This window comes from Spirosoma jeollabukense (assembly GCF_054777855.1).
In genome coordinates, this window is sequence record NZ_BAAHAD010000011.1 from 189,865 (window position 1) to 203,603 (window position 13,739).

Below are 13,739 nucleotides of genomic sequence, written 5' to 3' on the forward strand. Positions count from 1 at the left end.
TTAAAGTTCATTTAGGAACAGAATAGCAAAAAATCGAGGACTAATTTCCCACATAGAGTCGGCCGAGCGATCGGTCCTGATCAACTTTCGCAATCAGGAAATCATACAAGGAGCCGAAATAATTGGTCTGAGCTTCCCGAAGCGATGCCTCGGCGTTCAGTACTTCGATACTTGAGCCAACACCTTCTTTGTATTTCACCCGCGTCACCCGCACAATTTCCTGCGCCAGATCGCGGTTACGTTGTTGAGTTTGCAGGGTTTGCAGGCCGTTGTTTAGCGTAATACTCGCCTGCCGGATTTGCAGGTCAATCGAATTACGTAGCAGTTCGCCACTATTCTGGGCTTTTTGCAAAGTAATGCGTTTCTGCTCAATCTGGCTGCGCTTTAGAAAACCATCGAAAATGGGTACCTGCAAACTCAAACCTATGGTAGCAAAGTTGAGCCAGGGAGCGGTAATTAGCTGGCCAAATCCATTACGTCCACTGTTATACCCATAGTTAGCAAATCCGGACAGAGACGGATAATACCCTTTCTGCGTCAATTCGATATCCTGCTCGGCCAGTTTTATCTGCGTTTCCAGCGTTGAGTATTCGATTCGACTTTGGTATTGAAAAGTAGGGTCCGCCGAAACGAGTGGCCTTAGGTCGTCAACAGTTCTATCCTGCAATTGCTCTGACAGGGTAATTTCATCATTCACTCCCAAGCCCATCTGGAACTTCAACAGGGTATAGCTTAGCTCGATCAGGTTCTGTACGTTCTGACGCTCGGCCCGTAAGTTATTTGCCTGTACTTCCAGGCGCTGAACGTCTAATTTTTCAACAAATCCCTGCCGGTTCAGCTCTCTTGTTTCATTAAGCGATGTATCGAGCCGGGTAATGTTATAATCGAGTAGCTTAGCCCGCTCCACCGCCACCAACACCCCATAATACGCCTTGGCTACCTGTTCAGCTACCGTCACTTTGGTGCTCTGTAAATTTCGTTGAGCCAGTTCACGATACGTAGCGGCCGCCCGTAAGCCAACGTTTAGACTGGCGCTATAGATTACCTGATTCAAATTGACGCTTCCGTTGGCCGAATAATTAACGCCGAATTTTACAGGTATAGAAAGATCAGCCGGTGCGGTTGGGTCGAACGTGTTAGCGGGTAAAAATGCTTTTTGAATAATAACGTTGTCCGTCAATGAACCACTAAAGGTCACTTGCGGCAACGCTGATGATCTGATTTCCCGAATACGCGCTTCAGAACTTACAGCATCGAGCTGACCATTCCGTACGCTAACGTTCTTCTGTATAGCAAACTCAATCGCTTCCTGTAACGTAAATCCTTTTCCATTGGTTGGCCGACCCGAAGGCGTAAGTCCCGTTGGAGCGAGTCCCAAACCCGAATTAAAGGTGGAAATAACGCTGGGCTGAAGGTTTACAGGCCCAGCAGCCGGGTCCAATGACGGAGTAGTACCCGTTGCATTACTACTCGGTTGTCCGGGCACAGCCACGCCCGTTCCAGGTGCCACCCCAGGCTGTGCCACGATCACTCCGGTTGCAGCGGGCTGCTGGGCACCCGGTTGCTGACCACTGCCAATTGCTCCTGTAGGTTGTTGACCAACAGATGGTTGGGTAGGTACTTGTGCCGCCACCCTAAGCCAACTTGTCGATAAACAAAGAACAGCAATCAAACGTAAACTACTTTTTTTCATAAAGAGGAAGATTGAACTCATTCTTAATGTGAACATACTGATTGTAAATGGTGAAACCTTTATCGGTTAGCATACCTCTGATGAAATGATGCATCAACTCATATTGAATATCGTGCATGGTATACTGATCCGTCGGGAAAATGTCATTATCGAAAGCTAACTCAATCTGCTCGACCCGTAAGCGGGCTAAAATATCGGGGTTTATGTCAGCGCGATACAGCCCTTGATCAATACCTCTTTGAATATTTTCAAGAATTGATCGCATAATATGTTCTTCCTTGAATTTGCGAAATAAGACAAATGCCTGTGGATAATAGCGCTTAATATCAATGAGCAAGTTAGGACTAATCTGATCGGCATTTTTCTGCATCATATTCAGAACATTCATTATTTCCTCAACCGGGTTCGTTGTCTCCACAACTGCACAAGCCATTTCCGACTGATGTTTGCCTATTTTGTCCTGAAGTACTTCGTATAAAATCTGTTCTTTATCTGCGAAATGTTGATAGATCGTTTTCTTAGAAATACCCAGCTGTTTGGCGATTTCTTCCATCGTTACTGATCTCACCCCATATTTCCAAAATAACCGCTCGGTCTCTTCTAAGATCCTCTCCTTCATTATATAATAGAACGTTTGGAGGGTGAACTTAGGAAACTCAAATATAGTTCTTGGTTTCCATTTCCTTTTTGTATTAAGTGATGAACGGCCTGATTGGTGGCGTGAAACAGCGGAAAAGCCCGACGAATTTCTAAATCGACGGGCTCTAAAAAGGAGGACGTAGCAGAGATAAAGCCTTACTAAGATACTAGATGCCAACCAAAAAGGGCCATACCATTTACGAAATTTCTATACTTCAATACTAGCTATTTAGGCACCTATTTCAAAAAACCGTATATCTGCTTCTACTTTGTTAAGTAGTTCACGGGTACGCTCCGGGCGGGCGTCCGTTATGAAAAGCTGGCCAAAAGCACCCTCGTCCATTCGCTGGATCAGTTTTCCGATGCGTCGATCATCCAACTTGTCGAATATATCATCCAGCAGGAGTAGTGGCTTGATTCCTTTTTCAGCCTGCAACGCATCGAACTGGGCTAGCTTCAGAGCGATAACGAATGTCTTCTGCTGTCCCTGTGATCCGAATTTTTTAAGTAGTACCGGCTGACCATTGCCAGAATCAATCATAAATGAGTAGTCATCTTTATGAATACCCATCGTTGTTCGTTGCAGGACTGTGTCGCGTCGTCGGAAATGGCGGAATTCATCAGCAAAGGCCGGGTTACTTACTTCTGACTCATATACTATTGTTACCTCTTCCCGTTCATCGCTCAGGTAGGCGTAATGCGCTCGAAAACTGGGAAGAAACTCCTCGACAAACCGCCGACGTCGATCATGAATTTTTTTTCCCAGATCAAGCAAGGGCTCGTCATACGTATCAAGCAAGTCATTATCAACCTGACTACGTTCTGCAAAAAGTTTGAGGAGACTATTACGTTGTTTCAGTATCTGCTGATACATCAGGTAATTGCGTAGGTACTCTGCATCGAGTTGAGAGAGTACACCATCGAAAAAGTGCCGCCGGTCTTCGCTGTGTTCCCGTACCAGATCCGTATCATTCGGGGCAACCAGCACCACCGGAAACCGGCCAATGTGCTCACTGATACGTTCGTAGGGCTTTTTGTCGGCCATCAATACTTTCCGCTGCCCTCGCTGTAAACTAATTGTTATCTGTACTTTACGATCGTCATGTTCTTCGAAAATGCCATCAATAATGAAATAGTCGGCATCATGCAGAATACTTAGTGCGTCCTGACTTTGAAAAGCGCTTTTGCTCAGGGCCAAGAAATAAATGGCATCCAACAGATTGGTTTTACCACTACCATTGGGGCCAACAATCACGTTTACCTGTTGTCCAAAGGTGTACCGGCCATCTTCGTAGTTCTTAAAATTGGTCAGGCTTAGTTTTTCGAGGTACATAGGTATAGCGCATAACGCGATAATGCGTAATTTCGCGGCAGTCAATTGATACTCTAGCTTACTAATTGGAATGATCAGTTGATATTGGCAACAAAGATACGGTCGGTTTGTTAGTAGAAACAGCCCGCCTAACCAGTTGGCACCACGCTGCTAACACAGTGCTCTGGCGGTTGGCTGCCAGACAGCAATTATTGATTTTATCGAACTTCATTCCTCATGGCAAGCGTCAAAGAGAAAACCAAACAAAACGGAAAGGCAATGAAAGCCGAAAAAACGGTGCATCCGAAAGAACGGTATATGTACTGGTATGAGTCGATGCAGTTGCAGCGGAAATTTGAAGAGAAAGCTGGTCAACTCTACGGTCAACAGAAGATCCGGGGATTCTGTCACCTTTATATCGGTCAGGAAGCCTGTTCATCGGGTTCATATTCGGCGCTAACGAAAGATGATAAATGGATCACAGCTTATCGTGACCATGGTATTCCACTCGCCCTTGGTTCCAGTCCAAACGCTATCATGGCCGAGCTGTTTGCCAAACAAACCGGTTCTTCAAAAGGCAAGGGTGGTTCGATGCACATCTTCGATAAGTCGGTTAATTTCGTAGGTGGACACGGCATCGTTGGGGCTCAAATTCCAATGGGCGCAGGAATTGCTTTCTCGGAGAAATATAATAAGACAGGTAACCTCTGCATCACGTTTATGGGCGATGGTGCTGTTCGGCAGGGTGCCCTTCACGAAGCGTTCAACATGGCTATGCTCTGGAAATTGCCCGTTATTTTCGTTGTAGAAAATAACGGCTATGCCATGGGTACGTCGGTTGCCCGCACCTCAAATGTAACAGATTTGTACACGCTTGCCGAAGCGTATGACATGCCGTCCGAGCCTGTCGACGCCATGAGTGTTGAAGCCGTTTACGAGTCGGTTAGTCGGGCTGCGGAACGCGCCCGGGCTGGCGAAGGCCCAACCTTCCTGGAGTTCCGTACGTATCGCTATCGTGGACATTCTATGTCTGACCCGCAGAAGTATCGTTCAAAAGACGAGGTTGAAGAGTACAAACAACGTGATCCTATCGAGAACATTAAACACAAAATCCTGGATCTGGGTATGGCTACTGAAGAAGATCTAGCTGCCATTGATCAGAAGATAAAGGGCATCGTCGATGAGGCTGTTAAGTTTGCAGAAGAGTCTCCTTATCCCGATCCTGAAGAAGCGTTTAAAGATGTTTATATGCAGAAGGACTATCCGTTTCTCACGGAGTAATATTATTCTATATCGTTTGCCCCCTGCTAGCTTTGGGTAAAATAAAAAAAGTCCGGGTTATACAACTCGGACTTTTTTTATTTGAACTGTTTTTCTTAATTAGATGTATATACATTAAATGTAATGACATTTTATTTTTAATTATAATATTTTCACCCTTTAGCTTCTTTCAAACTTATGGAAACGCTCATAAATGGCCTTCATCACGTTACCACATTAGCCGGCGATACGCAACGTAACGTTGATTATTATACAGATATTCTTGGCCTCCGGTTGGTCAAAAAAACGGTGAACTTCGACGCGCCAGATGTCTATCATCTTTACTATGGCAATGAAACCGGTTCGCCCGGTACGATTCTGACGTTCTTCCCATATGGAAAATTGCCTCGTGGCCGGAAAGGCGTCGGGCAGTTGACTTACACAGCGTTTTCAGTGCCGAAAGCATCGCTCAGTTTTTGGATGGATCGTCTACATGAACGTAACGTTCCTTACGCGGGTCCATACAATCGCTTCTCAGAAACCTATCTGCGTTTTGAAGATTTTGACGGTATGGGCATCGAGCTTGTCTTCACCGATGACGATCAACGCTCCGGTTGGGACAACGGCCGGATTCCTGTGGAGTATGCTGTTCGTGGTTTCCACACAGTTACCTTAAACGAAGTAAATCCTGATCGTACCATTAAACTCTTGACCGAAACTATGCAGCATACGTTGGTAGGGGAGGAGGAAGGTCGCTTCCGGTTCAAAGCCGGGATTGGTGGTTCAGGTAATTTTGTGGACGTATTGCATTCGCCTAAAGATGTTCACTCTTTACAGGGTGCCGGTTCGGTTCACCACGTAGCGTTCTCAACTGATTCGGATGAAACGCAGTTGATCATTCAGGAGCAGTTGCAGGTGGGCGGATATCATGTTACCCCCGTTCAGGATCGTAATTATTTTAACAGCATCTACTTCCGCGAACCAGGTGGAATTCTGTTTGAAGTTGCCACGAATCCTCCAGGGTTTATGGTCGATGAGCCTCTTTCGGAATTAGGTACAGCCCTCAAATTACCGCCACAATATGAACCTCGCCGGGCTAAGATCGAAGCCGAATTACCAGAAATTATTATAAAATAATTTTTTGAAACACAGAGTTAACAGAGAGTTTCACTTAGATAATGGAGGATTGACCAGTGGTCGAAGGCTACTTGCAAAATGTTGATTACTAGATTTTCTCCCTTGATTCGGTGTTTACCCTACAAGTATGATACATAACCCAAACAATACTCGCATGGCTGGTACGCCTTTGGAAGAGGCAACCAAAGTCATGATTATGGTTCACGGACGGGGCGGGTCGGCAAGTGACATGCTGTCTCTCTCGACATATATTCAAGATAAAGACTTTGCGTTTATCGCACCCGAAGCCCAAGGTAATACTTGGTATCCGCATTCTTTCTTGCGACCCTTGGCCGAAAACGAACCTTACTTATCGTCAGCATTAGAAGTTTTGGCTAGCCTCCGGGCTCGGTTACAAGCCGATTTCAATTTCAAATTACCTCAGATTTACTGGCTTGGTTTTTCACAGGGAGCTTGTCTGATGCTGGAATACGTAGCACGCAACGCCATGGAATACGGTGGAATTTTTGGATTGAGTGGTGGGTTGATCGGCCCGGCCGAAACGCCACGTTCTTACGAAGGAAGCTTCAGCAATACGCCTATTTTTCTGGGATGTAGCGACCACGATTCGCATGTTCCGAAAGAACGTGTTTTAGAATCTGAGAACGTTTTTCGACGGATGGGTGCCGACGTAACGGCAAAATTGTATCCAAATTTTTCGCATTCAATCAACGAAGATGAGCTAAACATCGTTAATTTGCTGATAGCCGGGGACCAGCAACGTCCGGCTACTATTTAACAGCAATGCCTATGAGCCAGTACATGGTTGAATTTGACCTTCCCGCTGTCATGGATGAAGGATTCGAAAATCGGATTCCAGCACAACGGCTCAAAGTGGAAGAATTAATGGAAAAGGGATTTTTACTATCCTACTCCCTTTCGATTGACCGCCAGAAACTGTGGTGTATTTTCAAAGCCGATTCAGAATTAGAGGTGATGGAATCAATTTCGGAATTTCCGCTTATAAAGTATATGACACCTGTGATCACCGAGCTGATGTTTCACAATATGGTTGCCGCTCGCATTCCTCTCTTTTCATTGAATTGAATCCGAAAAAATCCCCTCAATGAGGGGATTTTTTTATACCTATTAATTGTACTTTTGTGAGTAAAATCTACCTAAAAACACCTATGTAACCAGGATTTAAGTGGTTACATACAATTATAACTGGCTGATTATCAGTTCCACGTGGAACGATCTACTAGTTATAATCGTATTCACAGTTTTATAAAAAATCGAATGACACCGAATACGCTTATCTGCCAATCTGAACGGGAGTTAGAAAAACATTTCGCGAACGATTTTATAGCCCACATTGATGGAAAAAAGGCAATTACGTTGCGGCAGTTCTATGAAATAATAGCGGACTTACTTGAAATTCCTGATTTCGGCTTCAACCTGGACGAATTGAATGACGCTCTGAATGATTTACAATGGATTGAAGATGAACGCATTGTATTATATTTCACCAATACGAATGATTTTGTCAGTAAAGAACGCGATCCTGCCAAGGTAAGTAACGTATTGAATATTTTGGATGCGTGCGCCGAAGACTGGAAATGGACAGATGATGAACTGGAGTACAAAAAAGAAATAGTAATCGTTTTTGAAGACAGTCCACGTATTCGCCAACTATTAGATACAGTAAATATCGATTATGCATCACTAGAAGAAATATAGCTGAAGGAAAAAGTTTAGCTGTAAAATCATAAAAATTGCGATTCATTCACATTAATAAATAGTATTATTGCGAATTGAATCGCAATTTTTATGATTTTACGGGATATTAAAGAACATATTCAAAAACGCATTTCGGGCCCAAAAGCAGTTATACTGTCAGGCCCTCGTGGTGTTGGGAAGAGCACACTAATCAACGAATTAGAGCCAAATTTCAAACCACCTGTCTTGTGGTGGAACGGCGATGATGCCGACATACGTGAGTTGTTACAGGGGTTAACAGCGGCACGATTACGTCCGTTAATTGGCCAGGCAAATACGCTAATTATCAAAGAAGCTCAGCGAACAGAAAATATCAACCAGTTAATAAAACTGATTACCGACAACTTAAAACAAGTGAAGGTGATTGTAACTGGGTCTGCGTCGTTTGCTTTGGCTGACAAAAACAGTGAATCACTAACTGGTCGGAATTGGGAGTTTAAATTATTCCCGCTTTCATTTAGTGAAATGGTCAAGCATCATGGGTTACTGGAGGAGAAACGACAGTTGACCCATCGGTTGATTTTCGGCTACTACCCTGATATCGTCACTAGTTCAGGTGAGGAAATAAGCCGGCTCAAGCAGATGTCTGACCAAATTTTATACAAAGATATTTTTGTTTGGGAGCGAATAGTAAAGCCCGAAAAATTAGAAAAGCTGGTCCAGACGATAGCCTGGCAGATTGGCAAAGAGGTGTCGTATTATGAGTTAGGGAGACTATGCGATCTGGATAATCAGACAGTGGAAAAATACGTCCAACTATTAGAAAAGGCTTTCATTATACACAACCTGCCTTCGTTCAATCGCAGTCTTCCAAATGAACTCAAAAAAAGTCGGAAGTTGTATTTCTATGATAATGGTCTGCGGAACGCGGTCATTAATCAATTCAATACAATAGAAAATAGGAATGATACTGAGGCCTTATGGGAGAACTTTCTAATAAACGAACGCCTTAAATTTACTACGTATCAAAACACAGAAATCGGTCGGTATTTCTGGCGAACCCATGCGCAGCAGGAGATCGGCTATGTGGAAGAACGCAGTGAATCGTTAGCTGCCTACGCGTTCAAATGGGACGCTAAAACCAAAGCCCGATTTCCCAAAGCGTTTCGGGAAGCGTATCATCCAACCAAAACCGCCATCATAACGAAGGATAACTTTTTTGAATTCGTTGGTGTCGAATAAGTCAGGCAGAAAGCAACAAATTTCCAAAACCTGCTGTTATCTTTTTGTGCCGCCGGAATGCTCTTCCAGCGGCTTTTCGTATTTGACATACAACCTGAATTCGCTTGAAACCAGAAGAATTGCTCGGCCTATATGCCGATGATAGTTTTATAAAATTGCTGGCCGAACCGTTTAGTAGAACCTCAGCTTCTGAACCGCAACGGCTGCAAATTAAAGGATTAGCCGGAAGCCTGGATGCGGTCCTTGCTTCAGCCATTTTTAAATCAGTAGGTGGCAATCACCTCTACATATTAACTGACCGGGACGAAGCTTCCTACTTCTTCAATGACCTGCAAAACCTGCTGACTCGTGAGGTGTTGTTGTTTCCGATGTCCTACAAAAAGCCGTATCAATACGAAGAGGTTGAGAATGCCAACATACTGATGCGCGCCGAAGTGCTCAACAAACTCAACCCGGCACCGAAAGATGGCTTGTTGATGGTGACATATCCCGAGGCACTTTCGGAGAGGGTTATCAATAAACGGTCATTACAGGCGAACACATTGACGATCCGGGTAGGGGAGAAGCTCGATACGCATTTTGTGTCGGAACTGCTCCAGACTTATGAATTTGAGAAGACAGACTTCGTTTATGAAGCCGGTCAGTTTTCAGTACGTGGGGGAATTATTGACGTCTTTTCGTTCGCTAGCGAGTTTCCGTTTCGGATTGATTTGTTCGACGATGAAGTGGAGAGTATCCGCAAATTCAACCCGGAATCACAGCTTTCTACCGACCCAGTTGAGTTTATCAACATAATTCCCAACATCCAGACCAAACTTACCCAGGAAACCCGCGAGCCATTTTTCAGTTTTCTGCCCGAGGCAACCACGATTTGGGCGAAAGATGTTGAGTTCACACTTGAGATTATAGAAAAGTGTTTCGAAAAAGCTGAACAGAGCTTTGCATCCGTACTAGCGAATAGTGGCGGTATTCAGGTTATATCTGATCCGAATGCCCTCTTCGAAACCCGCCGATCGTTCCTGAACGATATCAAGCGATTCAGAACAGTCGAGTTTGGTCGTAAATTTTACTTCAAAACTGAAGGGCGACAGCAGTACAGTTCCAAACCACAGCCATCGTTTAATAAAGATTTCAAACGCCTGGTCGATACGTTGGGCGATAACCAAGCCAAAGGCTTCACTAATATTATTGCGGCTGAATCATTCAAACAACTTGACCGGCTCCGCACAATTTTTGAGGAACTTGACCCCTTCGTCAAGTTTCATCCAATGAACATTGGGCTGCGGGAAGGCTTCATGGACGATGCCTTGAAAATAGCCTGTTTCACGGATCACCAGATTTTCGATCGTTACTATAAATATCGCGTTCAGGACAAGTTTTCCAAGTCAAAAGCCCTGACGCTACGTGAACTGAAAACACTTCAACCTGGTGACTACGTAACGCACGTAGACTACGGTATCGGGCGATTTGCCGGTCTGGAAAAAGTAGATCATGCTGGAAATGAGCAGGAAGCTATACGGCTCATCTACCGCGATAACGACATTCTGCTGGTCAGTATCCACAGTTTGCATAAGATCGCTAAATACAGTGGAAAAGAAGGTGGTCCACCGACCATGAGCAAACTCGGCTCACAGGAATGGGAGCAGAAAAAATCACGTATTAGAAAGCAGGTAAAAGATATTGCCCGCGAACTGATTGCACTCTATGCCAAACGTCGCACTTCGCCGGGTTACGCCTACAGTCGCGACAGCTTCCTGCAAGCCGAACTCGAATCTTCATTTCTATACGAGGATACGCCTGATCAGGCCAAGGCGACCAATGATGTGAAGGACGACATGGAAAAGCCGCACCCAATGGACCGGCTCGTGTGTGGCGACGTAGGTTTTGGTAAGACTGAAATTGCTATTCGGGCAGCGTTTAAGGCCGTGACGGACAATAAGCAGGTGGCAGTACTTGTCCCGACGACCATACTGGCCATGCAACATTTTAAAACGTTCACGGAGCGCATGGCCGATTTCCCGGTAAAAATCGATTATATCAACCGGTTTCGGTCGGCCGCTCAGGTAAAAGAGATTCTAAAAGACGTAGCATCGGGCGAAATTGGTATTCTGATTGGAACACACCGAATCGTTAATAAAGACATAAAATTCAAAGATTTAGGGCTATTAGTTATTGATGAAGAGCAAAAATTTGGGGTCAAAACCAAAGACCGGCTGAAAGAAATGCGCGTGGAAGTGGACGTACTAACACTCACAGCCACACCTATTCCACGCACATTACATTTCTCTTTGATGGGCGCACGCGACTTATCGGTCATTGCTACGCCCCCACCAAACCGCCAGCCCGTAACGACAGAAGTTCACTTATATAACGAAGCGACCATTCGCGATGCCGTTAGTAGTGAAATTCGGCGTGGTGGACAGGTTTTCTTCGTTCATAACCGGGTCAGCGATATAGAGTCTATCGGTAATCTGATTATGCGCCTTGTGCCAGAAGCACGAATTGGTGTAGCGCACGGTCAGATGGAAGGCGAACGACTGGAACGTATCATGACGCGCTTTATCGAGGGCGATTACGACGTACTTGTATCTACCAACATTATTGAATCCGGCTTGGATATACCCAATGCAAACACAATTCTGATTAACAATGCGCATTATTTTGGCCTCTCCGATCTGCACCAGATGCGGGGTAGGGTAGGCCGGTCGAACCGGAAAGCCTACTGTTATTTATTGACGCCTGCTTTATCCCTACTCACGGCCGATGCTCGTAAACGACTTCAGACACTCGAAGATTTTTCTGACCTCGGAGAAGGCTTTAAAATCGCAATGCGAGACCTCGATATACGGGGAGCCGGTAATTTACTCGGCGCTGAACAGAGTGGATTCGTAAATGACCTTGGCTTTGAGATGTACCATAAAGTGCTGGATGAAGCGGTTCAGGAGTTGCGGGAAAGTGAGTTTAAAGACTTGTTCGAGACGAAACCTGGCGACTTAAAACTGTCTCTTCCTGATACGGTGATTGAGACAGATTTACAGGTTGTTATCCCTGAACGCTACGTATCGAATATTTCGGAAAGATTGGCGTTATATACTCGCTTGGACAGCCTCCAGAACAACGATGAGTTACAGGCCTTTCGTCAGGAAGTGCTCGACCGTTTCGGACCAATGCCGGAAGAGGTCGAAAATCTAATCAAAATGGTGAATGTTCGTTGGAAAGCTGAACAGTTATACCTTGAAAAACTGACGCTTAAGAATAATATCCTGAAAGGGATCTTCGTTTCTAACGGGAACGACGACTTCTTCAAGTCCGATCAATTTGGCAAGGTAATTGAGTATATCAAGCGCCACCCAGCTAAGTGTTCGCTAAAGGAATCGAAGGGACGGCCCATATTTACGCATACCGACGTAGTTTCTGTTGAGCAATTAGATGAAATTATGGGGGCGTTGACGAATTAATTACGATTTTTGCACCTACGTTTTACACAAAATAGAGCAATGATTCAAAAGTATCACCTGCGACGAGCGGCTTTTGTGCTGCTGGCAACGGCGGCCCTGGCATCCTGTAAGTCCAAGCACCCGACCAGTGTGCAGCCTGGTAAGAAGAGTACGGCTACGGGGATTGCTTACAACCAGAAAGACGGTTTCCAAGTCAAAAAATTTGCGGGACAGAAAGCTGGACCAAACCTTGTTTTCATTGAAGGTGGCCGGTTTACAATGGGCGCTCTCGAAGAGGACGTAATGAATACCCGAGATAACCGCGAACGGACGGTTTCTATTCAGTCGTTCTACATGGACGAGACCGAAATGGCCAATGTTCACTATCTCGAATATTTGAATGCCATCACGCGCGATTCCTCTGAAGAAGTTGTGAAAGCAGCCCTGCCCGACACAACTGTTTGGGCAAATCCACTGTCTTTTAATGATTCATACGTAACACAATATCTACGCTACCCTGCTTTCCGGTATTACCCAGTTGTAGGCGTATCATGGGTACAAGCGAGTGATTATGCGGTTTGGCGGTCAAATGCTGTCAATAACGAAATGGCGAAAGGCGGAACCAGCACCAAGAAGAAAGGCGGTTTCTCGCTAAAGCGTAAATCCAAGAAAGACGCTGAGCCAGCCTTGGCTGAAGCAACGGCAACCCCTGCAGCTAAACCAAGTCTCGAAAGTGGCATGATTCTACCCGATTATCGCCTTCCAACGGAGGCCGAATGGGAGTATGCAGCCAAAGCACTCATTGGTACACAATACATGGATGAGAATCAGATCAATCAGCGGATCTATCCGTGGGACGGCTCATCAGTACGAAATCCTAAAAAAGGACGTAAACAGGGTCAGATGCTAGCAAACTTCAAACGTGGTCGCGGTGACTATGCCGGTATCGCTGGCCACTCGAATGATGGTGCTATCATTACGGCAGAAATATATGCGTATCCTGCTAATGACTTCGGTTTATATAATATGGCAGGAAATGTGAATGAGTGGGTTTACGACGTATATCGTCCACTGTCTTATCAGGATGTAAACGACCTGAACCCAATTCGTCGGAATGGCTATATGGATGATGCGAAAAATTATGACACCAAAAACAAGCAGTCATTGATTGATGATAAACTGCGGGTTTATAAAGGTGGTTCCTGGAACGACGTAGCGTATTGGTTATCACCCGGCACACGTCGTTATTTAGATCAGGATTCGGCTACGGCTATGATCGGTTTCCGTTGTGCCATGATTGGCGTTGGTCGAAACAAGTAAG

At 45.1% G+C, this 13,739-nt stretch carries 11 protein-coding genes; 8 read left to right on the forward strand and 3 right to left on the reverse strand.

What is annotated here, in order from left to right:
* Positions 1–40: 40 nt before the first annotated feature.
* The 3 genes from ACYVEA_RS28355 to recF form a co-directional block, all read right to left on the reverse strand.
* The gene (locus ACYVEA_RS28355) at positions 41–1,693 is read right to left on the reverse strand and encodes a TolC family protein (protein ID WP_461116790.1); all 1,653 of its coding nucleotides are present in this window, start codon (positions 1,691–1,693) and stop codon (positions 41–43) included.
* Entirely contained in the window at positions 1,680–2,312 is a 633-nt protein-coding gene (locus tag ACYVEA_RS28360; RefSeq protein WP_461116791.1) for a TetR/AcrR family transcriptional regulator, read from the reverse strand. The genes ACYVEA_RS28355 and ACYVEA_RS28360 overlap by 14 nt, the downstream gene beginning before the upstream one ends.
* A gap of 249 nt (positions 2,313–2,561) precedes the next feature.
* Entirely contained in the window at positions 2,562–3,665 is a 1,104-nt protein-coding gene (gene recF, locus ACYVEA_RS28365) for a DNA replication/repair protein RecF (RefSeq protein ID WP_461116792.1), read from the reverse strand.
* Positions 3,666–3,881: 216 nt separating this feature from the next.
* Between recF and pdhA the strand changes: the two genes are divergently transcribed.
* The 8 genes from pdhA (at position 3,882) to gldJ (ending at position 13,738) form a co-directional block, all read left to right on the forward strand.
* The gene (pdhA, locus tag ACYVEA_RS28370; RefSeq protein WP_461116793.1) at positions 3,882–4,925 is read left to right on the forward strand and encodes a pyruvate dehydrogenase (acetyl-transferring) E1 component subunit alpha; all 1,044 of its coding nucleotides are present in this window, start codon (positions 3,882–3,884) and stop codon (positions 4,923–4,925) included.
* A gap of 177 nt (positions 4,926–5,102) precedes the next feature.
* On the forward strand, positions 5,103–6,041 hold the full coding sequence (locus ACYVEA_RS28375; protein ID WP_461116794.1) for a ring-cleaving dioxygenase: 939 nt from the start codon (positions 5,103–5,105) through the stop codon (positions 6,039–6,041).
* A 127-nt stretch (positions 6,042–6,168) separates the two neighbouring features.
* Positions 6,169–6,819 carry an alpha/beta hydrolase gene (locus ACYVEA_RS28380; protein ID WP_461116795.1) on the forward strand — a complete coding sequence of 217 codons (651 nt, stop codon included), beginning with the start codon at positions 6,169–6,171 and terminating at the stop codon, positions 6,817–6,819.
* An 11-nt stretch (positions 6,820–6,830) separates the two neighbouring features.
* Positions 6,831–7,127, forward strand: coding sequence for a muconolactone Delta-isomerase family protein (locus ACYVEA_RS28385; RefSeq protein WP_461116796.1), 297 nt, complete (start codon positions 6,831–6,833; stop codon positions 7,125–7,127).
* A 192-nt stretch (positions 7,128–7,319) separates the two neighbouring features.
* Complete coding sequence (locus ACYVEA_RS28390; protein WP_461116797.1) at positions 7,320–7,760, forward strand: barstar family protein; 441 nt, start codon at positions 7,320–7,322, stop codon at positions 7,758–7,760.
* A 90-nt stretch (positions 7,761–7,850) separates the two neighbouring features.
* Positions 7,851–8,981 carry an ATP-binding protein gene (locus tag ACYVEA_RS28395; protein ID WP_461116798.1) on the forward strand — a complete coding sequence of 377 codons (1,131 nt, stop codon included), beginning with the start codon at positions 7,851–7,853 and terminating at the stop codon, positions 8,979–8,981.
* 104 nt (positions 8,982–9,085) lie between these two features.
* Positions 9,086–12,439 carry a transcription-repair coupling factor gene (mfd, locus tag ACYVEA_RS28400; protein WP_461116799.1) on the forward strand — a complete coding sequence of 1,118 codons (3,354 nt, stop codon included), beginning with the start codon at positions 9,086–9,088 and terminating at the stop codon, positions 12,437–12,439.
* 39 nt (positions 12,440–12,478) lie between these two features.
* The gene (gldJ, locus tag ACYVEA_RS28405; protein ID WP_461116800.1) at positions 12,479–13,738 is read left to right on the forward strand and encodes a gliding motility lipoprotein GldJ; all 1,260 of its coding nucleotides are present in this window, start codon (positions 12,479–12,481) and stop codon (positions 13,736–13,738) included.
* The last annotated feature ends 1 nt before the right edge of the window (position 13,739 follow it).